This is a genomic window from Dyadobacter alkalitolerans DSM 23607 (genome assembly GCF_000428845.1).
GTDB lineage: Bacteria > Bacteroidota > Bacteroidia > Cytophagales > Spirosomataceae > Dyadobacter > Dyadobacter alkalitolerans.
Genome location: NZ_AUAS01000001.1, coordinates 415,512 through 438,367, shown reverse-complemented (window position 1 = coordinate 438,367; position 22,856 = coordinate 415,512). Strand labels below are relative to the sequence as shown.

19 protein-coding genes are annotated in these 22,856 nt (G+C 46.9%); 11 read left to right on the top strand and 8 right to left on the bottom strand.

Annotated features, from left to right (window positions below; genetic code table 11):
* The first annotated feature begins 28 nt into the window (after nucleotides 1–28).
* Nucleotides 29–775, top strand: a complete 747-nt coding sequence (locus G395_RS0101980; RefSeq protein ID WP_026628525.1) for a carboxypeptidase-like regulatory domain-containing protein — start codon at nucleotides 29–31, stop codon at nucleotides 773–775.
* A gap of 3 nt (nucleotides 776–778) precedes the next feature.
* On the opposite strand, the gene G395_RS0101975 is transcribed toward G395_RS0101980, so the two are convergent.
* On the bottom strand, nucleotides 779–1,588 hold the full coding sequence (locus G395_RS0101975) for a UDP-2,3-diacylglucosamine diphosphatase (RefSeq protein WP_026628524.1): 810 nt from the start codon (nucleotides 1,586–1,588) through the stop codon (nucleotides 779–781).
* A gap of 85 nt (nucleotides 1,589–1,673) precedes the next feature.
* On the opposite strand from G395_RS0101975, the gene G395_RS0101970 reads away from it, so the two are divergent.
* Entirely contained in the window at nucleotides 1,674–2,420 is a 747-nt protein-coding gene (locus G395_RS0101970) for a hypothetical protein (protein ID WP_229203912.1), read from the top strand.
* A 44-nt stretch (nucleotides 2,421–2,464) separates the two neighbouring features.
* Here G395_RS0101970 and G395_RS0101965 read toward each other — a convergent pair whose 3' ends face one another.
* Entirely contained in the window at nucleotides 2,465–2,977 is a 513-nt protein-coding gene (locus tag G395_RS0101965; protein WP_026628522.1) for a DUF4494 domain-containing protein, read from the bottom strand.
* Nucleotides 2,978–3,121: 144 nt separating this feature from the next.
* Here G395_RS0101965 and G395_RS0101960 point away from each other — a divergent pair, with 144 nt between their 5' ends.
* The 7 genes from G395_RS0101960 (at nucleotide 3,122) to G395_RS0101930 (ending at nucleotide 11,654) form a co-directional block, all read left to right on the top strand.
* Nucleotides 3,122–3,748: a hypothetical protein gene (locus G395_RS0101960; RefSeq protein WP_026628521.1), complete on the top strand. Its 627-nt coding sequence runs from the start codon at nucleotides 3,122–3,124 to the stop codon at nucleotides 3,746–3,748.
* 17 nt (nucleotides 3,749–3,765) lie between these two features.
* The gene (locus G395_RS0101955; protein ID WP_026628520.1) at nucleotides 3,766–5,610 is read left to right on the top strand and encodes a glycosyltransferase family protein; all 1,845 of its coding nucleotides are present in this window, start codon (nucleotides 3,766–3,768) and stop codon (nucleotides 5,608–5,610) included.
* Between the two features lie 5 nt (nucleotides 5,611–5,615).
* A complete protein-coding gene (locus G395_RS0101950; RefSeq protein ID WP_026628519.1) occupies nucleotides 5,616–6,404 on the top strand; it encodes an exodeoxyribonuclease III in 789 nt (262 codons plus the stop codon).
* 43 nt (nucleotides 6,405–6,447) lie between these two features.
* Nucleotides 6,448–7,032 (top strand): Uma2 family endonuclease, encoded by a 585-nt coding sequence (locus tag G395_RS0101945; protein WP_026628518.1) that lies wholly within the window; start codon nucleotides 6,448–6,450, stop codon nucleotides 7,030–7,032.
* A 31-nt stretch (nucleotides 7,033–7,063) separates the two neighbouring features.
* Nucleotides 7,064–7,660 carry a pseudouridine synthase gene (locus tag G395_RS0101940; RefSeq protein WP_026628517.1) on the top strand — a complete coding sequence of 199 codons (597 nt, stop codon included), beginning with the start codon at nucleotides 7,064–7,066 and terminating at the stop codon, nucleotides 7,658–7,660.
* A 97-nt stretch (nucleotides 7,661–7,757) separates the two neighbouring features.
* Nucleotides 7,758–10,418, top strand: coding sequence for a DNA mismatch repair protein MutS (gene mutS / locus G395_RS0101935; RefSeq protein WP_026628516.1), 2,661 nt, complete (start codon nucleotides 7,758–7,760; stop codon nucleotides 10,416–10,418).
* A gap of 45 nt (nucleotides 10,419–10,463) precedes the next feature.
* Entirely contained in the window at nucleotides 10,464–11,654 is a 1,191-nt protein-coding gene (locus tag G395_RS0101930; RefSeq protein ID WP_026628515.1) for an MFS transporter, read from the top strand.
* A gap of 81 nt (nucleotides 11,655–11,735) precedes the next feature.
* On the opposite strand, the gene rbp is transcribed toward G395_RS0101930, so the two are convergent.
* The 6 genes from rbp to G395_RS0101900 form a co-directional block, all read right to left on the bottom strand.
* A complete protein-coding gene (gene rbp, locus G395_RS0101925; RefSeq protein WP_026628514.1) occupies nucleotides 11,736–12,374 on the bottom strand; it encodes an RNA-binding regulator in 639 nt (212 codons plus the stop codon).
* Between the two features lie 43 nt (nucleotides 12,375–12,417).
* A complete protein-coding gene (locus G395_RS0101920) occupies nucleotides 12,418–13,248 on the bottom strand; it encodes an SMP-30/gluconolactonase/LRE family protein (RefSeq protein WP_026628513.1) in 831 nt (276 codons plus the stop codon).
* A 134-nt stretch (nucleotides 13,249–13,382) separates the two neighbouring features.
* Nucleotides 13,383–13,595 carry an MbcA/ParS/Xre antitoxin family protein gene (locus tag G395_RS0101915; protein ID WP_026628512.1) on the bottom strand — a complete coding sequence of 71 codons (213 nt, stop codon included), beginning with the start codon at nucleotides 13,593–13,595 and terminating at the stop codon, nucleotides 13,383–13,385.
* Nucleotides 13,596–13,719: 124 nt separating this feature from the next.
* Nucleotides 13,720–17,154, bottom strand: coding sequence for a 3-keto-alpha-glucoside-1,2-lyase-like domain-containing protein (locus G395_RS0101910; protein ID WP_026628511.1), 3,435 nt, complete (start codon nucleotides 17,152–17,154; stop codon nucleotides 13,720–13,722).
* 48 nt (nucleotides 17,155–17,202) lie between these two features.
* Entirely contained in the window at nucleotides 17,203–18,477 is a 1,275-nt protein-coding gene (locus tag G395_RS0101905) for a Gfo/Idh/MocA family oxidoreductase (RefSeq protein ID WP_026628510.1), read from the bottom strand.
* Nucleotides 18,478–18,531: 54 nt separating this feature from the next.
* Nucleotides 18,532–20,091, bottom strand: coding sequence for an acyl-CoA carboxylase subunit beta (locus G395_RS0101900; RefSeq protein ID WP_026628509.1), 1,560 nt, complete (start codon nucleotides 20,089–20,091; stop codon nucleotides 18,532–18,534).
* Nucleotides 20,092–20,176: 85 nt separating this feature from the next.
* Here G395_RS0101900 and porQ point away from each other — a divergent pair, with 85 nt between their 5' ends.
* Complete coding sequence (porQ, locus tag G395_RS28385; RefSeq protein ID WP_157486504.1) at nucleotides 20,177–21,250, top strand: type IX secretion system protein PorQ; 1,074 nt, start codon at nucleotides 20,177–20,179, stop codon at nucleotides 21,248–21,250.
* Nucleotides 21,251–21,357: 107 nt separating this feature from the next.
* Nucleotides 21,358–22,824 (top strand): PhoX family protein, encoded by a 1,467-nt coding sequence (locus tag G395_RS0101890; RefSeq protein WP_084439346.1) that lies wholly within the window; start codon nucleotides 21,358–21,360, stop codon nucleotides 22,822–22,824.
* The last annotated feature ends 32 nt before the right edge of the window (nucleotides 22,825–22,856 follow it).

The following is a 22,856-nucleotide window of genomic DNA, read 5'->3' as shown; positions in this document are numbered from 1 at the left end:
ACATTGATTTTGGAATAACAATCTGGAAATGAAACGGAGTCTTTTTATATTTTTATTGATACTTGCAGGTGTAACTGGAGTCCGGGATTCGTATGCGCAGGGTGAACAAAGTGCCATTGTGTTTTCAGGGATGGTCGTAGGTGGTAAAACCACCGAAATCCTGCCTGGGGCAACAATTTTCATTGTAAATGCGGGACGGGGAACATTATCCAGAAGCGACGGTTCTTTCACGATCAAGGTTTTTCCGGGCGATAGCATTGTTTTTGGTTATGTAGGTTTCAAAAAACAATATCACGTTATCCCAAGAAGCTATAATTCAGACATTTACTCGGCTATTGTGGCGCTAAGGGAAGATGTGGTAACGCTTTCCGGCGTGACCATTTATCCCTATTCAACAGAAGAAGAATTCAAGAAAGCATTCCTCGATTTGAAATTGCCCGATCAGGCGGATAGGGATGCGTTGGCAAGAAGCACAGACCCGGACTACATTAACAGGATGGCTGCGCAGGTGCCTAATAATGCACAAACCAATTATCGCTATTCGATGGACCAGTTGCTTTTCGGGCGTGAATCATCGGGCAATAAAGGCTTTGCGACCACATTTCCCTTCCTGAACCCATTTGCCTGGGCCAACTTCATCAAATCCGTCAAAAAAGGCGATTTGAAACAAAAGGATTGGAGAAAAGACTTGAACGCGGCTCCCCGCGAGAACATTACCAAGCAGGACTTTATCCCTCCAATGCCTGATAATGATATCAAGAAAAACGGTCAGTAGTATTTAAAGCAGCGCAGGATCAAACTTCCTCAATGTTAGATTGTTGCCGTCAAACGTGGCGAAATGCTGCTGCGAAACCCATTCTCCTAGATTAATGTAACGAGATCGCGCGTTGACCTGCATATCCAGGACGAGATGCCGGTGCCCGAATATGTAAAAATCATGATGCAGCGTCTGCTCAACTTCTCTGCAATATTGAAATAACCATTCATGATCCGCGCCCATAAAGCGCTCTTCGCCCTTATTTACATTCGCGATGCGGCTTCTTTTAGACCATTCCATCGCAATCCACATGCCCACATCCGGATGAACAATACGGAAGATCATTTGGAAAAAACGGTTTTCAAAAACCTTTTTCAGAAACTTATAAGTGCTGTCGCCTGGCCCAAGCCCATCGCCGTGGCCTACTAACATGGTTTTCGAAGCGCCTTTTGTATTAAATGTAAACGAGACAGGATTTCTGTAAATAGCAGCGCGAACTTCCTCTGTCAAATAGCCCGACATCCACATGTCATGATTTCCGGTGAAGATAATGAGCTCAATTCCTCTGTCGGAAAGCTCCGCCAATTTCCCCAGCAACCGAACAAAACCCTTGGGAACAGCCTTTTTGTATTCAAACCAAAAATCAAAAATATCACCCACCAGAAATATCACCTGCGCATCGTGCTGAATAGATTCCAGCCAGCTTACTACGCGCTTTTCGCGCTCGCGACTCTGCAACGGGGAAGGGACGCCAAGATGATAATCCGATGAAAAATAGGCGCGGCGGCCATCTTGCAACTGAATCGTCTTTTTCTCAAAATGAAAGTTCATGCGGAATTTTAAATGCGCTGCAATTTACATTCACCGGCGTGATTTTTTAGCAATCTCTTTCTAGATTGCACGCCGTTTACAACTTATGATGATGAAAAGATTTTTTGCTTCCCTACTTATAATGTGCTGTGCGCTGTCGTATGGCGCACCTGTCTTCGCCCAGGTTGCGAAGAAAATTCCGGCTGATAAACAGCGTGCTGCGCAGTGGCAGCCTGCTAAAGGCCAGTATTATTTCAGCCATTCGCTGGTGTATGATTACGAAAATAAAGCCGATCAAACCAAAGGCACCATCACCATTTACATTGACCCGGTGAGCGGCGGGATGTGTTTCAAGAAAGAAAACAGCTTTGGAAAAGGCGGTAAGGATTTCGATTTTGTGATCGGCTTCCCGGATGGGAAATACATTTTCTGCGGCACGGATGAGAATGGTAAAAAGATGAGGATCAACGAGGCGGTGGGCGCATTGAAGCCAGGGCCGGACACAAAAGCGCAGGCGAGAGAAGATTTCTCGACCTACTGGGCAGCAACGGGAAACAAAAGGGATGATTTCGGTTTCGAAAGCCTGGAATACAATGTGAGCTTTGCCACTTCCGAGAACAAGGATACGGTTTGGCTGGCCAAAACGCCTTTTAATGTATATCCGCTATATGGATTGGAATTCGTAGAAAGCGCGGTCGCAATGCCGATTTCGTTTGATTATATGCATCTTCTGGAGCCGAATCAGCTTGTTGCCGAGATTAATTCCAAAGACACGATTTTGAAACTGAAAAGCTTCGGACGTGATCCGCAAACGGTTTCAACGAAGGGATACATGGTATTCAAAACAGAATAAACGAAAAAAACATTTCCGTCCCTTTAAAGGGACGGAGAACGTTTTTATTCTGCAACCGCTTCTGCTTCCGCGCGTTCCGCTTTTACTTCTGATAATGGCCGCATATTGGCCGGGATTTCCTGCTCGTCCTCTTCCGCTGTGTACGGGAAAACGTCCAGAATCGGCGTTAATACAATGTCCGTCGTCTCGTAAGGGATCAGGAAATTGCGCATGCTTTCGTTGATTCTGTCCAGCGCCTGCTGAATACCGTCTGCATTAACCAGCATCTGGTTGATGATTTTCTTCTCTTTGCCGCTTTTCTCATCTACTGAAAAATAGATCACTTTCGCCTTAAACCACTGTTCCCCTTCCTCGAAAGCAAACAAATCGGCAAGACGCATCCGTGAAATGCTCATTACGCTGAAATCGCTGGCACCGGTAACGATTTGCTTGTAAAGCCTGGCTTCGGATTCCGTGTACGAAACGGCGTCCACCAGATAAACTTCATTGATCGTTTTTAGACTTCCCGCCTCATCCTCTTTTTGATACCGAATTTTCCCTAAATACCAGCTCGCCATATTTGTAGTTTTGATTTTCCTAAAAGTAGGCAAATGTAAACGCTTGGGTGAAGGCGTGCAAAAAATATAGTCACAAACTAATAATCGTTGCGCGGTGCATGCGTTCTGATACCTACTGTTTAACTTGCGAAAAATATTTTGATAATGAAAAAGAACATTTGGGTCCTTGTACTCATGATTGTAGCCGGTGCGCTTTCCAGTTGCGGAGTAGGCCGCCAGGTTGCCGATGCGAAAACATTTGGCGATTGTAAATACGACATTGCCTCGGTCGATAGCGTTTATCTGGGGGGAATTGACATTCGGGAATTTAAGAATATCCGCAGTTTCAGCGATTTTGACCTGGCGAAATATCCCGGACTTGCGATGGGACTTTTAAGGAAAAATGTGCCTCTGGATCTGCGGGTGAACATTGACATAACGAACCCAACCAAGAAACGCGCCGCGATCAACCAGTTGGAATACAAAGTGTTACTTACCAATAACGAGATCTTCAACGGCTACCTGAGCCAGCTGATCGAAGTAATGCCAGGAACCAGCCCTACACGAGTTCCCGTAAGGCTCAATACAAATGCTTACCAGTTGCTTTCCAATGACAAAACGCGCGATGAGTTCGTGAACATGATCATGGCGCTGACCGGCAAAGGCGACGCAAAGCCAGCAAAATTCCAGGTGAAAATCCGCCCAACACTGGATGTAGCTGGAAAACAGGTCAATTATCCCGGATACATTACATTCGAAAAAGAAGTTACGAGTAAGATGCTCGCACGCTAAATTTAAATCACACAGTTTTGAGAATACTTGTAGACAACCCTTATCTCTTTCAGTATTTTAGCCTGGTCATTATTCTGCTTGTTCTGTTTGGAATAAGCTTTTACAGAGGCCAGGTTACATTGCGAAAATGGTCGGGAATAGGCCTGATCATTACACCGGTTGTCTATTTTTATCTCATTCTGGAAGCCTACACATTGAATATTCCCTACACGGATGACTTCAATCTGCTGGAAACGATCCATAATTTTCATGTTGCTAATGGTTTTGTAGGCAAGATCGAAGTGCTTTTCGAGCAGGTCAATCAGCACCGTTTTGCATTTGAAAGGACTGTGATGCTGATCATGTACTTTTTCACGGGTACGGTCAATGTCAAAACTCAAATACTGCTCGGTAACCTCGCGTTGCTGGGCATTTTTTATTTGCTTTTCCTGTCATTCAAAAAAGAGCAGATCTCCTGGTATTACTTCATTCCCGTTCCTTACGTGCTTTTCAATCTGGTTTATTTTGAAAACGCCGTTTGGGGAATAGCCGCAATCCAGAATACGCCCCTAATCTTTTTCGCATTGCTTTCTGCTTATGGAATTGCAAGGAATGATCAGAAAGGCTGGTATTTAGGGATTGCAGCTGCGCTTTTGACCACATTCACAAGCGGAAGCGGCATCCTCACCTGGATCATTGGCACGCTGATCTTGGGATTACAGCGAAGATTCAGGCTGCTTTTTATCTGGCTTGCCATCGCGGTGGCCATTGTGCTTTTCTACTTTCTGTTTGATTATCAGATTATTCCATCACACACCGGCTCCGTTTGGCCGCATCCGATTTTTAACCTCATTTTTGTGTTTGCCTTCTGGGGCAATGCGCTTTACCTGGACGTTATACATCCGGTTATCAACACGTTTTACGCCGATATGGTCTGGTGCGTGTTACTGGGTGCGGGTATGTTGCTTGTTTTTTGCATTTGGGTGTTGAGGCTTTTGCTAAATAAAAAACCGCTCTGGAGTGATTGGTTTTTGTGGGGTGCAATGATGTTTGCCATGGGAACGGGCGCAATGTTTGTGATCAGCAGGCCTATCAACACGTATGTGATGTATGGCGGCAATATATTTTCCCGGCGTTACATGATTTTCGGGGTTGCGTTGCTGGCAACGGTGTATATATGTGTTGTGATTTTAGTCAAAAATTTCAAAAGCATCAAGCACATTGCCGTATTACTTGGTTTGGTTTGCTTCATAGCGCTGAATTTTGTGAGTTATTATATGTCGGTTGCCAGTATCCGACGATTCCACGAGGATCTTGTGATCGACAGTTTTTACTGGAAAAACCACAAAACCTTCCTGACAACGGGCGATAATTTCGGGGACATTCCATTCTGGAACCATCCCACGAGAATGAGCAATCTGATCGATACATTAAATGCCAATAATCTGCTCAATTTCGATCAGTATAAAGACTTTCCATCCCACCAGCAGTTCATTGCTGAAACCGGACAAAAAACGGATCGTTATGAGGGAAAAGTTGAGGTTAAGGTCAGTTATTTGAATGATGGCAATAACATTCCGGTCAAATTCCTGCGTATTCAGGCGAACGATAACGGGAGTGGAAATCCAGTTTATTTTGCTCTGGCTTCCGAAAACCGCACCCTGCTTTTACCCGCGCTTCCCGTGCCGAATTCTCCTGCTCAATTTTTGAAAAACCAGATCTACTACGGATCTGAATATCAATACTCGTTATACCGGACTAAGCTTCCGGCGGGTTTGTTTGAAGTTTGGATGGTGGAAAAAGATCCTGCTGCGCCTGGAAAATGGAAATCCTACTTTACAGGGAAAAGCATTTTCTTGTCAGAAGGAAAAATTCATAAATAGCTGATATGAAAATACTTACTTACAATCTCAACGGGATTCGTGCCGCATTGCGGAATGGTCTGGTTGAATGGCTAAGCACGGTTTCCGCTGACGTTTTGTGTTTCCAGGAAGTAAAAGCCACGCCTGATGTGGTGGATCTGTCTGGCCTGGAATCGCTTGGCTATGAGCTCATTGGCTGGCATGCGGCAGAGAAAAAAGGTTATAGCGGAGTTGCGATGTTTTCCAAAATCCAGCCGGATATGGTTTCCGCAGGCTGCGCCATTCCTACTTATGATGCAGAAGGCCGGATCCTGCGTGCGGATTTTGGAGATATCACTGTTTTGAACTGCTACTTTCCTTCAGGAACAAGCGGGGAAATCCGCCAGGGTGTGAAAATTCAGTTTTTGAGCGACTTCTTTGATTGGGTTACTGAACTAAGAAAAGAACGCCCTAACCTGATCATTTGCGGGGACTACAACATTGCGCATAACGAAATCGACATTCACGATCCGGTCAGGAATAAGAAAATGTCCGGCTTCCTTCCAGAGGAGCGGGAATGGATGACCAAATGGTTCAGTAACGGCTACACCGACGCATTCCGTTTCAAAAATCCGGAACTGCGCGAATATTCCTGGTGGACCTATCGCGCAGGCGCCCGCGGCAATAACAAAGGCTGGCGCATCGACTACATTTCCGTTGCCGATAGTTTGAAAGATCGCATCATTTCCAGCCGGCAAATAAATGACGCCGTCCACTCGGACCATTGTCCGGTGTGGTTAGAAATTGAATCGCCATATTCGCGCACCGACTCATAAATTTCGTATTTTTGATTAAAGCAAGATTCAAACCAAAAGCGTTATGGACATGCCAATGCCGGTAACAATGAAGATGGGCGACCTGATGAGTGAAGAAGAATTCTTCCGGTTTTGCCAAATGAACGACACACTAAAATTTGAAAGAGACTCGCAAGGAAATATTATAATTCAGTCTTTAAGCGGAGCACTTACAAGCATATTTAATGCAAAGATTGCTGCTGCTCTGGGAAACTGGAATAGAGACAATCGCTATGGTTATTTATTCGACTCGTCAACCGGTTTCACATTGCCAAACAAAGCCGTAAGGTCGCCAGATGCGTCCTTCCTGATCATGGAAAAATGGGAAGCATTATCAGAAGACGAGAAAGAAACTTTCGCACCTGTTTGTCCTGATTTCGTGGTAGAAATCCATTCACAATTCGATGATTTGGTCTACTTGCAGGATAAAATGAACGAGTTCATTACTAACGGAACTCAGTTGGGCTGGCTGATAGATCGTTTTAATAATAAGATTCATATATATAGAGCTGATCAATCTATTGTCATCCACGATACATTGGATGTGACGCTTTCAGGAGAAAATATCTTACCGGGTTTTTCTATAAATCCTGCTGCGCTTCTAAAATAACAGCGCCGATTCATCCTAATTCCATTTCAATTTGTTTCGTTACTTCTTCATTTACAAGCCATTCGGAATGCTCTCACAATTTTCTCGTGAAGGTGATCACCCTACGCTTGCGGATCTTGATTTTGAGTTTCCCAAAGACATTTATCCCGTTGGGCGGTTGGATGCGGATAGTGAAGGATTGCTGCTGCTTACCAATGATAATTTTTTGAAAACAAAGGTTCTAGATCCCAAAAACAAACATTCCAAAACGTATTATGCCCAGGTTGAAGGCACCATCACTGAGGAGGCATGTGCAATGCTCCGCGACGGCGTGCAAATCTCGATTAACGGCAAAAAGCACTTAACGCTCCGTGCGAAAATCTCGCCGATTGACGAACCAACATTACCTGAACGCAATCCACCCATCCGCTTTCGCCAGAACATTCCTGTTTCCTGGGTTTCCATTTCCCTAGGCGAAGGCAAAAACAGGCAGGTAAGACGTATGACCGCCGCGGCCGGTTTCCCAACATTGCGGCTCGTGCGCTGGTCAATTGGAAAAATTTCTCTCGCTGAGAAAAAGGGTGAATTTCCTAAACCAGGGGACGTGTGGGAAGTTACGGCCAAAGACGTGCGCCGCGTATACGATTGAGATAACTGCTGCTTTCACAAAACCTTGGCCCAATGTTGCCAAACCGGAGAGAAGGCTTAATTTTGTACATATCCTTTTCTTAAAATAAGGCTGATAGTTGGCAAAGGCACAAAAAGAAACTCCGCTTAATAAACAATACAACGAGATCAAGGCCAAGTACCCCGGCGCGCTGCTGCTGTTTCGCGTGGGGGATTTTTACGAAACTTTCGGAGAAGACGCCATTCGTGCCTCTAAAATTCTCGGCATAGTGCTTACCCGCCGGAACAATGGCGGTGCGCACGAAGAACTGGCGGGATTTCCACACCATTCCCTTGATAATTATCTTCCGAAGTTGGTCCGTGCGGGCGAGCGCGTGGCGATTTGTGATCAGCTCGAAGATCCTGCCGCAGCCAAAGGCATTGTAAAAAGAGGCGTTACCGAGCTGGTTACGCCCGGCGTTTCGCTGAATGATAATGTGCTTGACACCCGTAAAAACAATTATCTGGCGGCTGTCCACATTGGACCTGACAACATTTACGGACTTGCTTTCCTGGACATTTCTACGGGAGAATTTATGACGGCCCAGGGCAATGCGGCATACATTGATAAAATGTTACAGGGTTTCAGCCCGGCCGAAGTGCTTTTTTGCAAGAGGCACAAACAGGAATTTAATCAGCTTTTCGGAGGGAAACATCACTCTTTTCAACTGGACGACTGGTGCTTTGGCTACGAATATGGCTATGAGCAGCTGATCGGACATTTTCAGACAACGACATTAAAAGGTTTCGGGATCGAAGCGCTGCCGATGGGGATCATTGCAGCGGGCGTCATCCTGCATTATCTGCGCGAAACGGAGCACAAAGAAGTGGGCCACATTGGTCGCATTACGCGTTTGGAGGAAGAAAAATATGTTTGGCTGGACCGCTTTACAGTTCGTAATCTGGAACTCGTTTACCCGCAGCAGGAAGGCGGCGTGCCATTGATACAAATTCTGGATCAGACTGTGACGCCTATGGGCGCGCGTTTGCTTCGGAAATGGATTGTTTTGCCATTAAAAGACAAACTGGCTATCGAAGACCGGCTGAATACGGTCGAGCATTTTCTTGAAAATGAAGACCTTCATGATACGATTACAGGGTATTTGAAGCAAATAGGGGATTTGGAAAGACTTATTTCCAAAGTTGCCGTGAAGCGAATCAATCCCCGTGAATTAGTGCAGCTGAAAAAGTCGTTAAAACAAATCGGTCCGGTAAAGGAGCTGATTTCCGGCATTATTAACCAGGAAGAAGAAAAATCCAAGAAGGCAGGCAAAAAGGAAATTTCTACGCAGGCCGTTGAGATATTGAAGAAATATGCGGATCAGCTTAATCCTTGCAGTTTTTTGGTTGATAAAATTGAAAACGAAATCCGTGAAGACGCACCTCTGCTGACAAATAATGGCCGCATTGTGAAAAGTGGCGTTGATCCTGAACTCGACGAGTTGCATGCGATCTCTTATGAAGGGAAGGACTTTTTAATCAAACTGCAAAACAGGGAAATAGAACGCACGGGCATCGGATCACTCAAAATCGCTTATAATAAGGTTTTTGGGTATTATCTGGAAGTCACGCACGCACATCAAAATAAAGTCCCGGCTGATTGGATCAGAAAACAAACGCTGGTGAATGCCGAGCGATACATTACGCCCGAGCTCAAAGAATACGAGGAGAAAATCCTGAATGCTGAGGATAAAATTTCAGCGATAGAATACCGGATTTTCAGCGAATTAATGTCTATGGCGGCTGAATATGTGGGCACGGTGCAGCAGAATGCACTGGTGATATCCACGCTGGATGCGCTGAGCTCATTCGCTACGGTTGCGCGAAAAAATAAATACACAAAACCCGTCATCAGCGAAGGCAACGAGCTGGATATCAAGGACGGACGCCATCCGGTTATCGAGCAGCAACTTCCCGTGGGAGAAAGTTATGTGCCGAATGACCTGTTTCTGGATGATGTTTCACAACAGATCATCATCATTACTGGTCCTAACATGGCCGGAAAATCTGCATTGTTGCGGCAAACCGCATTGATCGTGCTCATGGCGCAAATGGGTTGCTATGTGCCCGCCAAATCCGCAAACATTGGATTAGTGGATAAAATCTTCACCCGGGTAGGGGCGAGCGACAACCTGAGCCGCGGTGAAAGTACATTCATGGTGGAAATGACCGAAACGGCCAGCATTCTCAATAACCTGAGTGACCGGAGTTTGGTTTTAATGGATGAGATCGGACGAGGAACAAGCACCTACGACGGCGTTTCCATTGCCTGGGCAATAGCAGAATATCTCCATAATCAGGCTGATTGCAGGCCAAAAACATTGTTTGCAACACATTACCACGAGTTAAATCAGCTTACCGAGGATTTTCCGCGCATTAAGAACTTCAATGTCGCAGTAAAAGAAGTCGATAACAAAGTGATTTTCCTTCGCAAACTGAAACCGGGCGGAAGCGCGCATAGTTTTGGGATCCACGTAGCGCAGATTGCGGGCATGCCGCAGCTGATCGTGTTGCGCGCGAGTGAGATCATGCATCATTTGGAGAAAGACCACGTCACACACGAGCACAAAAAGCGGGTGAAGGAAATTCCTAAAAACAACTTCCAGTTAAGCATTTTCGAACCGGCCGATCCGCGTATGGAGGAGTTGAAAGAAAAATTATCGCTGGTCGATGTGAACACACTATCGCCCATCGAGGCGCTTTTGAAACTGAATGAATTCCAGAAAATCGTTAAAAAGTAACCCATAACCCCTTATTATTTACCCAATCAAACTCCTATCCCTTTTATGAAAAACACAACGCGTTTTCAGTTGATGGCCATGATGTTCCTCCTCTATTTTATCTGGGGATCGTGGTACGGTCAAATGAGTAAATATCTGTTCACGGCACTGGGCGCAACAGGCGCGCAAGTTGGGAATGCCTATGCGGCCTTTTCCATCGCGCAGATCATCGCTCCATTCTTTGTCGGAATGATCGCCGACCGTTATTTTGCCGCACAAAAAGTGCTGGGCGTGTTGAGCCTTGCAGGTGCCGCATTGCTATTCGTCCTCACAGGCGTTGACGATCCGGACAATTTCTTCTGGATTATCCTGGCTTATTGTATCTCATTCGCGCCGATGATGTCGCTGACGACTTCGATCGCGATGCAGCAGGTGACCAATTCAGAAAAAGATTTCCCTGCCATACGCGTAATGGGAACGGTTTCCTGGATTGTGGTTTCGAACATTATCGGTTATTATGGCTTTGGAGATGATGTAATGATCTTTAAGATTTCAATGGTTGCTTCTGCGTTTTTGGGCGTTTATTCATTCTTTTTGCCAGATACCCCGCCGAAACCAAGCACCAAAACTTCATTCTCGGACATTTTGGGATTGGATGCCTTCACGCTTTTCAAAGACCGCTCATTCGCCATCTTTTTCATCTCCTCGCTGCTGATCTGCATTCCGTTGTCCTTCTATTACGCCATGGCTAATCCATCGCTGACAGATTCAGGAATGACCAATGTGGAGAACAAAATGTCACTTGGACAAGCTTCTGAAGTGATTTTCATGCTTTTAATTCCCCTTGCATTCAGCCGCTTAGGTGTTAAATGGATGCTGGTTGTTGGGTTGATTGCCTGGATTATCCGCTTTATCGGCTTTGGCTACGGCGATGCTTCCAGCGAATGGCTGCTTTATATGGCCATCATTTTGCACGGCGTTTGCTACGATTTCTTCTTCGTTACCGGACAGATCTACACAGACAGCAAAGCAGGCGAAAAGTATCGTTCATCTGCGCAGGGACTTATCTCCATCGCCACTTACGGAATTGGAATGGGCATCGGTTCCTGGCTTGCGGGCATCGTTGCAGACATGTACACGGTGAATGGTGTGAAAGACTGGACAAGCATATGGATGGTGCCTGCTGGCATTGCAGCCGTTGTTTTAGTGCTATTTGTGCTTTTCTTTAAAGATAATAAGGTAAAGGCGACAGCATAACACGCTCTTGTTGCCAATAAAAAACCCTGTAAGAATCGGCTTACAGGGTTTTTCTATTTATGGATCAATGATCAGTTATTATCAATCATCATCATCGTCATCGCCAATGTTGCGGGTGTAGTTTTTGGATCCGCCTCCGCCTTTTTTATAATCTCCTCCGCCTTTTCCAAATCGGTCGTCAGATCTTGATTTGCCTCCGAATCCACTTTTATCACCGTATCCGCCGCCACTGTGTCCACGGTCGCTGCTTCTGTATCGGTCGTTGCTTCCGCCGCCTGAGCTTCTGTCGCCTCCGGAATAGCCTCCGCCGCCACTGTAACCGCCTCCACCGCTGAAACCACCGCCACCGCTGTATCCGCCGCCCGTGCTGCTTCCGCTTCCAGGTGCGCTGCTTGGTCTGTCGGAACTGCCGCCTTCAGGACGTGGCGTTCTGTTGAAACCGCCTTCTCTCCGTGGGGCACTTGCGTCTCCTCTTGCTTCTTTCTTCTGCGATTCGTTTACAACCAACGGCCTTCCGTACATATCGGCTCCGTTCAGATTGTTGATCGCCAACCTTGCCTCTTCTTCATCCGGCATTTCGACAAAGCCGAAACCCTTGCTCTGACGTGTAATCTTGTCAATGATAATTTTCGCGGAGCTCACTGTTCCAAATTTTTCGAAAGCTTCACGCAATTCGCTTTCCTTCAATTTAAAAGAAAGACTCCCAACAAAAATGTCCATGGAAACGACTTGTTTTAATTTAATTTTTAGGTTATAAATATATTTATTTTAACTGATAAGCTACAACACTGTTTTTGCCAAAAGTCGGCACATAAACGATTTTCTTCACTGAATCGTAGCCAATGTCAGCCGAATTCGTTTTATCCGCACTTGTGTTCAGCAATTCCTGCTTTGTCCCGTCGGATTTAACGTAGTAAACCACACCCGCCCAGCACGAAACAATGTATTCACCCGGCACAACCTGCTCGATTCCGTCGGTGCTTTTATCCATTCCTTCTGCCAAGACGCTTATTTCTTTGGTCGAGCTTACTTTCTTCAATGTTCCCGCATCAGCAACCAGCAGGTCCGAACCAACTGCCAAAACGCCGTTAGGACCATTCAAGCCTTCAAGAAAGGTCGAAACCTTTCCGTCTTTGATCATATGCACTTTTTTCGTGCTGGAATCCGAAACGTAGATATTTCCTTCTGCATCAATGGTCACGTCATTCAAGAATACGGAACCTTCAACGGCGTGTTTCTTTAAGATTTTCCCTGATTTTAGATCAATTTCAACCAAATCAGTCACGTCGGCAACGTAAAGCTTGTCGCCCATAACGCCCATGCCTTTTGGCGCATGTAGCCCTGTTATCCAATCTTTTGCGACGATTTTTCCATCCAATCCTACTTTCGCAATCCCGCCTTTACCATCTTTCTCACCAGGCTTTCCATCAATGAGCGCTACATATAAGATTTTGTTTTTAGCACTGTAAAATACAGACTCAGGAACAGGCAATGTGGCTTCCGAAGCCCAAAGTTGTGTCAGGGAATGTTGTGCACTTGCAGCAGCCGAAGAAAGGAACAGGGATGCAGCAAGGAAGATGTGATTGGCTTTCATTGTCAAATTGTTTTCTGCTAAGGAAAGAGCATTTAATAGTGATATACTTTACGGATCGCCGGATTTTTTCGACCGTTACTCAAAGCTAAATAAAAATGCCCAAATCGGTTCGTCAAGGCCATTTTTAAATTTTTTTATAATTTGATCCGCAGATCATAAACGAAGTCGTTGATTTCCAGAATCCGAAAAGCATGAGCTTTCCCGCCCAATGCCCGGTTAGGACTAAAAATCCAGCGGTTAAAGCGGTCCACATCCTCAAAAACCTCATAGCCATAAGAGTAAATACTTTCCAGTTCCGCTCGGCTGATCGCTTGCTTTGCAACATTCATTTTTTCGGTTGCTTTCATTTTATTTACAGGTTTTTAGCTTTGAACTGAACACTGTTCTATTAAATAGATTTACACTAATTTCAGTATAAATTTATACCAAACAAAAAAACTCCTGCCGGCTGACAGGAGTTTTTCAATTCGCTTATTTCTTCCGCTTCTTTTTTGAAGCAACGGGCGGTTCGGCGGGTGTTTTGGTTAAATCGGCGATCCGGATGTTCCTGAATTTTAGTTCAGAGCCGTGGCCCAGGAAACCCAAATGACCGCTGGTGCGCTTTAATCCGGGGTGTTCCTTGTGATCGACGGTTCCGTTTTTGCTGGCTTCGGCAAGGTCGCCATCCAGGATTACGGTGCCATTCAATGTTACTTTTATTTTGGAACCCTGCACGCGGACTTCCTCATAATTCCATTCGCCCATGGGTTTCAAAAATCCTCTTTTTGCAGGGATAATGCCATAAGCGGAACCGTGATATTGATATTCGTGCAGGTCTTTATAAATGTCGGCGTCATTGTCGAGGATCTGGATTTCGGTTCCTACGTACGCCGCGTCGCCTTCCATCGGTGTCCTGATCCCCAGGCCGTTGTTGGCACCGGGTGTCAATTGAAACTCAAACCGGAAGTCGAAATCGCTGTATTCGTCTTTGGTATACAAATTCCCTTTGCCGCCCTTCTTAGGATCTACGACCAATGCGCCGTTTTCAATGAAATAATCGGTGCGGTTGCCCACCCAGTTGAACATATCCGTTCCGTCGAACAGCACTTTGAAACCTTCCTTCTGCTCCGCATCGCTTAGCTTGAATGGCTCAGGGCGCTCAATTTCACGCACATACACATCGCGATAATTGATCTGATTTCCATGCGCCTGCAGCTCAATTTGTTCTTTGGCAAAAATCGGCAGGTTGCGGTCCCAGTAGTTTTCCAGGATCACATTATCCACCACATTCTCCCCGTTCAGATCCACCGAAACGCGGTCGCCGATCATGGTAATGTGGAATGTGTTCCAGTCGCCAATGGCGTTATCGGCCAGTTTGGAAGGTTTGCTTGGGTTCTTCTGGTTGTTGTACAATCCACCGGAGCCCACCTGCGCGCCTACGCTCACACGCGACGTGTCCCAGATCTGCACCTGCGGCGTTCCACGCAGGTAAATGCCCGCGTCGCCGTCTTTCTGGATTTTCCAATCCACATACATTTCAAAATCACCATATTGTTTCACGGTGGCCAGGTTATCGCCGTGTCCCGAGAAAACGAGTTCGCCGTCTTTGGCAAACCAATCCTTATTGGCGGCTTCATCGGCCTTTTTTTGTTTGTAAGCCAAACTGTCTGCACTCATTTTGCCACGCGCAATCGGGTTTTCAACCAGGCCTTTCCAGCCAGTAAGATCTTTTCCATTAAACAGAGCCACAAAACCTTCATCCTTAGGTAGTTCCGATAAATGTCTTTTGATCGACTCGCGTGCATATTCCGCATCTTTTCCTTTTAGTAGGGAAGAAGTTTTGGTCAGCAAATCGCGGATTTCAGGGCCATAAAAACCCTTATTAGCCAGTGCAATCGCCATAACTGCTTGCGCAGCCGCCTGCTCTGTTGCGGGATTGTCCAGGAATTTTCCTGCAAAAAGCAATGCATTGAATGTTCTCAATAGGGGCAACTCTTTCAGGATCGCAATCTTCTGAGAATCCGTTTTGGCCAAAGTCATGGCTTCGCGCAGCATAATCACCTTATTGACAGGCGTTTTGGTCGATTTCGCAGTCGCAGCCACATAACCAGTCAATGCTAAGGTAAGCTCCTCGCTATCTGTTGCCTTTTTTGCAATATTCAAAAGATCACTCGCAGCGCTCGCATCCGACCAGGATGATAACGCAGCGATTGCAGCCTTTTTGGATTTTGCATCACCACTATTGTAAGCCGAAACCACCGAATTAAGCGCCGTTTTGCCGCCTATGCTTGCCAAAACAGCCAGGTAATTGGATTGCTTATCAGCAGGTGAGGCCTGCATTTGTTTTAAAATAATATCCGTCTGCGCTCTCACATCTCCTGAGCTTTTCACACCCGCAACCACCGCTTTTTGAATAGCTGCCATTTGCCCAGCGTCCGTTACAGTGTTCAGCAAAATGTACATTTGCGGCAGATCATTCGCCGTTGTCAACGATTTCAATGCAGTGTAAGCCGATTTTGAAACATCTGCATTCGGACTTTTTAATAAGGCAAAAACATTGCTGAACTTGGCATTCGCCTCCCGTGCAGCGATCACGTCAATGGCGGCAGCTTGCGAAGCGGCCGGCAATGTTGGCAATGCTGTCGCCAATTGATTGACAACGCCTTCCCCTTTAATGGTAAGCAAACTGCTTTTTACCACAGAAACTTCCTCCGCACTCGCCGCTTTCAGCACATTAACCAATGCAGGTAGGCTTTTCTCCTGACCGATTTTCCCAGCAGCCCAGATTGCAGCCATTTTTACTTTGCTATCCTTTGCAATTAATGCTTTTTGAATAGCAGGCAATGCATCCAGCGAATTAGCATGGCCCAGCATGGTAATAATCTCTGCCTGAACTTCCGGTTTGGCTTTTTTCATGGCATTGAGCCAGGGCGTTGTGCCGTCGGCCATCAGGTATTTTTGTCCCAATTTCAATGCAGCAATGCGATATTCCGGATCTGCGCTTTGCAATGCATTTACCAAAACAGGCACAGATTCGCGTTTTTTTATGTCTGAATAAATTTTCAAAGCCGAGGAGCGCGTCGGGGTTTGCTTTACGTCCGGGGTGTTTTTGAGCAATGCCAGAGCAGCTTTTTCCGCGGCAGCCGCGTTGCCATTTTCGGCCAGGCGCGCCAGATATTTCAAATAAACCGCCGTCGCATCCGACTCATCATAACCGAAATTCGCTTTTTGCGCAGCAGCCATTAAAATTGCCTCAGAAGAAGGCGCTCCGATTTCCGAAAGCGCAAAAAGGCTCACTTTACGTAAAAGCAGATCCTCATTCACAGCCGATTTCTCGATCACAGGCGCCGCTTCCTTATAACGCGCACCGCCCAATGCTTCAATAATCGCAATTTTTGTGCTTTCAGGAGCGCCTTCCAAGCCCTGCAACAATGCAGCGCCAGCCACCGGTGAACCGATTCTCGCCAATGTCCGCGAAGCCGGACCGGAAAGCCTTTCGTCTTTTAAATAAGGTTTCAAAACCTCCACTGACTCATCTTTCCCAACCGTCTGCAATTGATAGATCAGGAAATTCTTGCTGTCCGGGTCGGTTACTTTCGATAATGCTTCGCCATAAGCCTCGGCGGCGATCTTACGAAAATCTTCTTTGCCAGCTTGTGAAGCATAGTAAGTAAAACCGCCGATCGCGTATTGAATTTTGGTATTATCTCCCTTGCCGAGCGGCGTGAGCATGGATGCGATCTGCACCAGTCCCGGCTTGCCAAGCTGGCCGAGTTCTTCCATGTTCTTTTTTAATGCAGCTTCGTTTTGGGAAGGAAGTTTGGATAACAATGCTTTGGTTTTGGCAGCCATCGCATCGTCCGTTTGTGCCCATGCCTGCGATAGTAACATGCAGAGGGCCAGGATAGTATATATTTGTTTTTTCATGAATGGTCAAGGATAGAAATGAATGTATGCAAACGAATTTAATGCCGATCAAATGGTCCAGGGGCCACGCATGGGCTGGTTAATCAACCGGTTTGCACCTTCATCGTCTATAAATTCCTGCTTCTCAGGGTCAAATTTCAAGGAGCGGCCGAGTCTTAATGCTGCCAGTCCCATGTTCACAATGGTGCAGGAACGGTGCCCGTTTTCTTCGTTCAGCGCAAACTTTTTGCGGTTTTTCACGGCATTTACGAAATCCGTAACCTGTGGCTCGGGATCAGGGAATGCGGCGAGTTTCTTTTCAAGATCCGGAATGTCGGATTGGAAATTGGGGTAAAGTTTGCCTTTCGGACCTTCGATGTAAGCCACTTTTTCATCTTTCGCTTCGCCATCCAGCACGATCTGGCAGCCATCCGCATACGTGTAAGTGATTCTCCGCCAGGTTCCCACGGCTTCGGTGTGTTGCTGAGGCGCATCCACTTCCACGCTTACCGGACTTGTGTCATCTTTGCCCAGGAAATACTGGATCGGATCAATGTAATGCTGGCCCATATCGCCGAGTCCGCCGCCATCGTAATCCCAGTAACCGCGGAATGTCTGGTGTACGCGGTGCTCGCTATACGGCTTGTAAGGTGCGGGTCCGAGCCACATTTCGTAATCCAGCTCAGCCGGAACGGGCTGCGGTGCATTATTGGTGTTTCCTACCCAGTAAAATTTCCAGTCGAAACCGGTGTGCTTGCTCACGGTCACCTTTAAAGGCCAGCCTAGCAAGCCGCTTTGCACCAGCTTTTTGATGGGCTTCACCGGCGTGCGCATACCATAAAAATTGTCCTGAAAACGGAACCAGGTGTTTAAACGGAATATTCTTCCATGCTGCTGCACGGCTTCCACGAGCCTTTTGCCCTCGCCTATGGTTCTTGTCATGGGTTTTTCACACCATACATCTTTCCCGGCGCGGGCTGCATCTGCGGCAATGATCCCGTGCCAATGCGGCGGCGTGGCCACGTGCACAATGTCCACTTCGGGAAGCTGGATCACGTCGCGATAATCGGAAAACGTTTTTACGCCCTTATCTACCATACCGACGGCAATGTCCAGGTGTTTTTTATCCACATCACAAAGCGCAACGACTTTGGTGCCTGCATAAGGAATGTGGCCGCGGCCCATGGAGCCGGTGCCGACGATGGCTTTGGTCAGCTGGTCGCTCGGCGCGATGAAGCCTTTGCCGAGAACGTGGCGGGGAACGATGGAAAAAGTGGCCAGCGTTGCCAGTGAGCCTTTGATAAAGGTCCGTCTGGACGCATAGGTGCCTGTTTCTTCTTTCATTAATTAAGGATGTTTAGGAAATGAATAGTTGGGAGTGAAATTAGGATATAAATCTTAAAGCGGAATGTTTCCATGCTTTTTTCTGGGCAGGACAGCCACTTTGTTTTCCAGCATTTCAAAAGCCCGGATGAGCTTGTCGCGTGTTTGATCGGGGTAAATGACCTCGTCAATGTAACCGCGGTGCGCGGCGCGATATGGGTTTGTGAATTTTTCGGTGTAATCTTCGATCTTCTCTTTCAGCTTTTCGGCCGGATCTTCGGCCTGGGCGATTTCACGTTTGAAAATAATTTCTGCGGCACCACTGGCGCCCATCACTGCAATTTCCGCCGTAGGCCATGCAAAGTTCAGGTCCGCGCCGATGTGTTTGGAATTCATGACATCATAGGCGCCGCCGTAAGCCTTGCGCGTGATGACCGTAATCCGCGGAACAGTCGCTTCCGAGAACGCGTAAAGAAGTTTGGCACCATTGGTAATGATGGCATTCCACTCCTGATCAGTGCCCGGCAAAAAACCCGGAACGTCCTCCAGAACCAATAAAGGAATGTTGAAACAATCACAAAACCGCACAAAACGCGCCGCTTTCTGGCTCGAATGAATGTCGAGCACACCCGCCAGCACAGCAGGCTGATTGGCCACTATGCCAATGCTACGACCTGCAATGCGCGCAAAACCAACGACAATGTTCTCTGCAAAATTCTGGTGGACTTCAAAGAAACTCTCCGCATCGGCAATTTCGGTGATCACCTCGCGCATGTCGTAAGGCTGGTTGGCATTGTCGGGGATGATGTTGTTTAAAACCGGCCGCGATTCATTTTGAGCCTCATAGGGAATGCTTGGCGCATTTTCCTCGCAATTTTGCGGCATATAACTGAGCAGTTTTTTAATGTTCAGCAAACATTCAACTTCATTAGGCGAAACAAAATGCGTAATGCCTGATTTGGTCGCATGCGTCATTGCTCCGCCCAGTTCCTCCGCCGTAACAGTCTCATGCGTAACGGTTTTCACAACATTAGGCCCGGTCACAAACATGTAACTGGTGTTTTCAACCATTAATATAAAATCCGTGATGGCCGGAGAATACACTGCGCCACCTGCGCACGGGCCCATTACTGCAGAGATTTGCGGAATGACGCCCGAAGCCAGTGTGTTTTTGTAAAAAATATCCGCATAACCCGCCAGTGAAAGCACGCCTTCCTGAATCCGCGCGCCGCCCGAATCATTCAAACCAATCAGCGGAGCGCCGTTTTTCATGGCGAGATCCATGATCTTGCAGATTTTCTCGGCATGCGTTTCGGAAAGCGAGCCCCCGAAAACGGTGAAATCCTGTGCAAAAACGTAAACCAACCGGCCATTCACCTTGCCATAACCCGTCACCACGCCATCGCCCAGATAATGTTCCTTATCCAGCCCGAAATCCTTGCTGCGGTGCATCACAAACTTCCCAATTTCCTCAAATGTCCCTTTGTCGATCAGCACCATAATGCGCTCACGGGCGGTGAGTTTGCCTTTGGCGTGTTGTGCTTCAATCCGTTGCGCACCGCCGCCCAGGTTGGCCTCTGCGTTTTTCTGATCTAAAAGTTCTTTTTTTGAAGCGGCGGAAGATGCTGATCCCATGTAATACGGACGATATGGTTACATTTGTTCTTGTGAGAATCTAAATATACTGTCATTTTACTGATTCGGGAAATTAATGCGACTTATGAGGCAGATCGGAATGTGCGCTTTGTTTTTGGCGGGAATTTTTTTTGGTTTCCAAAAAACAGCACAAGCACAACCGACCGGCGGAAGAAACAAGCTCGATTTCCTGCAACTGCCAGCCCAGGCCAAAAACACCGCATTAGGCGCCAATCACCTCACCATTTCGGGCAATGATCCTGCCCTTTTTATCCAAAATCCTGCTTTACTGGACTCGTCCAAAGCCAATAATGTATCCGTCAACCTGATGCCTTACCTGGCCGATACCCGGTTTGTGAATGCGGCTTATGCGCGGCGCGTGGGCAAGTCTGCGGGCGTTTGGGCGGTTGGATTGCAATATCTGAACTATGGCACCATGGTCGAAACGGATGACATTGGCAATGTGATAGGGGAGTTCCGGGCGGCGGATTATGGCATTTCTGCGGTTTACGGGCACACATTGGGTGCTTTCACGGTGGGCGGAACATTGAAATTTGTAGGCGCTTCGGTGCAGTCTTATAATGTGTTTGGCGTGGCGCTGGACTGGGGCGGCGTTTTCAAGCATCCCGAGCAGGGTCTGACGGTTGGGTTTGTGGTGAAAAACCTGGGGTTTGTGAAACAGAACTTTTCCAGTTTAAATGATCCTACATTGCCTTTGGACGTGCGCCTTGGATTAACATTCAAACCGGAATATATGCCCATCTGCGTTTCGCTGACGGCGCATCATTTGAACCGCTTTGATATGGTCTATAATGATCCGGACCTCTTCTTCACTTACGACGATAATGGCAACAAAATTGCGAGAAAAGTGGGCCTGGCAGAGAAACTGGGCCGGCATCTTTCGCTCGGGGCCGAAGCATTGCTGCATACTAATTTCAGGATTATGCTCGGTTATGACCATTTGCGGAGGCAGGAATTGCGGCTTGCCAACCGGGGCGCTTTGGCCGGTTTTTCCTTCGGCGCGTGGCTGCGGATCAAGCGGTTTGAGGTTGGTTACGGGCGCGCGCAGTATGTTCCGGGGTTTGGCAGCAGCTCTTTGTCCATTGTAATGAATTTGAAAAATGGCTTTGTAAAAGAAACCGTCAAAGTGCGTCCATAAGTGGCTTACTCGTTTTCTTAATGTTAAATTTTATTCATAATAGCTTAATATTCAGGTAAAACCGGAGAGCTGTGGTTCGGCTAGTTTTGTTAAAAAACTATCTCACCATGGCAATGAATTTTAATTCTATTCCAAAAAATGCTCTTACTGCGCTGGTTTGCGGCGCAATGACCTTTTCCGGCTGCATTAAGGATCACAATGATCCACCGGTAGATTCTTCCAAACTGATCAATCGCTCGGTAAACCCTTCACTGGTGCGTGCGTTGCCAGGTTTTGAAGATCTGAAAATCACGACATTAATCAGCTCGGACGACAAATTGCAGGATTCTCCTGATTTCATTTACGGTGCACAGCCAGACGGCGGCGCGTTTATGAAAAACCCGAATGGCGAAGGTTATGTGATGATCAACAACCACGAGATCCTTTTCTCGGTGTCCCGCGTTTTTTTGGATAAAGAATTGAAACCCGTTAAAGGGGAATACATTGTGGACGCAGAAGGCGGACAATGGAGATTATGCTCGGCAACGATGGCAACGCCGCAGGAACACGGTTTCGGCCCATTATTCCTGACAGCGGGCGAGAGCAACTCGGAGTCGATGACGCACGCGATTGATCCTTTTGCACCGGCAGATAAAAAGAATAAGACAAGGACTGTAAGCGCTTTTGGTAAATGGAATGCTGAAAACGCAGTTCCGCTTCCTAAGGATGCATTTCCTGGCAAAACAGTGATCATCATCGGCGAGGACGATTCAAATGGTCAGCTTGTTGCTTACGTGTCGGACGTGGTAGGCGACCTGAACAATGGTAAATTATATGCATTACGCCGCACAAACCAGGAAAGTGTGGAAACGGATATGGTTAAAGGACAAACTTACGACGTTGAATTTGTTCCTTTTGACAATGTAAAAACAAGCACAGGAACGGAGCTGCAAGCACAGACGGTGGATAAGAAAATGATCCAGTTTGCACGTGTGGAAGACATTGATTACCGCAAAGGCGGAAACGGCGTGGGTCGTGACATTTATTTCACGGCAACGGGTGTAAGCCAGTCGGATAAGGTGACGCCTGTGGCTGGTAAAAACATGTGGGGACGCGTCTACAACCTGAAATTTGATGAAACCAACCCATTAAAAGGCAAGTTGCAGATCATTATGGATGGCGAAGAAAAGCCAGGCAGCTTCATCGTGAACCCTGACAACATTTGCGTAACCAAAAACTTCGTTTATGTGCAGGAAGACGGTGATTCATTCTACAAAAACAATGACCACGACGGCACGATCTGGCAGTATAACCTGGCTACAAAAGAGAGCAAGGCGATGCTCCAAATGCACCACCGCAGAGAGGATGCAGCATTTAACACGAAATATAACTCGGTAGGAAACAATTCATTGAGCACCTGGGAATACGGTGCCATGATCGACATTTCAGATGTTGTGGGCATTCCTGAGACATTCATGATCAACCTGCACCCGCACACTTGGCAGGACGAGAAATACAAAGGCGCTGACGGCAGCGGTATTTCTACAAATAAAGAAGGCGGACAAACTGTGATCGTTCGCGGAATTCAGCAATAACACTTCTCAACAAGCATATAGAAGGCCTTTTT

Coding starts and splice junctions, on each gene's coding strand:
- G395_RS0101965 (WP_026628522.1), bottom strand. CDS start 2,977: ATGGCGAGCTGGTATTTAGGGAAAATTCGGTATCAAAAAGAGGATGAG.
- G395_RS0101920 (WP_026628513.1), bottom strand. CDS start 13,248: ATGAAAGCCAATCACATCTTCCTTGCTGCATCCCTGTTCCTTTCTTCG.
- G395_RS0101910 (WP_026628511.1), bottom strand. CDS start 17,154: ATGAAAAAACAAATATATACTATCCTGGCCCTCTGCATGTTACTATCG.
- G395_RS0101900 (WP_026628509.1), bottom strand. CDS start 20,091: ATGGGATCAGCATCTTCCGCCGCTTCAAAAAAAGAACTTTTAGATCAG.
- G395_RS0101915 (WP_026628512.1), bottom strand. CDS start 13,595: ATGAAAGCAACCGAAAAAATGAATGTTGCAAAGCAAGCGATCAGCCGA.
- G395_RS0101945 (WP_026628518.1), top strand. CDS start 6,448: ATGGACATGCCAATGCCGGTAACAATGAAGATGGGCGACCTGATGAGT.
- porQ (WP_157486504.1), top strand. CDS start 20,177: ATGAGGCAGATCGGAATGTGCGCTTTGTTTTTGGCGGGAATTTTTTTT.
- G395_RS0101960 (WP_026628521.1), top strand. CDS start 3,122: ATGAAAAAGAACATTTGGGTCCTTGTACTCATGATTGTAGCCGGTGCG.
- rbp (WP_026628514.1), bottom strand. CDS start 12,374: ATGGACATTTTTGTTGGGAGTCTTTCTTTTAAATTGAAGGAAAGCGAA.
- G395_RS0101890 (WP_084439346.1), top strand. CDS start 21,358: ATGGCAATGAATTTTAATTCTATTCCAAAAAATGCTCTTACTGCGCTG.
- G395_RS0101980 (WP_026628525.1), top strand. CDS start 29: ATGAAACGGAGTCTTTTTATATTTTTATTGATACTTGCAGGTGTAACT.
- G395_RS0101975 (WP_026628524.1), bottom strand. CDS start 1,588: ATGAACTTTCATTTTGAGAAAAAGACGATTCAGTTGCAAGATGGCCGC.
- G395_RS0101970 (WP_229203912.1), top strand. CDS start 1,674: ATGATGATGAAAAGATTTTTTGCTTCCCTACTTATAATGTGCTGTGCG.
- G395_RS0101905 (WP_026628510.1), bottom strand. CDS start 18,477: ATGAAAGAAGAAACAGGCACCTATGCGTCCAGACGGACCTTTATCAAA.
- G395_RS0101930 (WP_026628515.1), top strand. CDS start 10,464: ATGAAAAACACAACGCGTTTTCAGTTGATGGCCATGATGTTCCTCCTC.
- G395_RS0101950 (WP_026628519.1), top strand. CDS start 5,616: ATGAAAATACTTACTTACAATCTCAACGGGATTCGTGCCGCATTGCGG.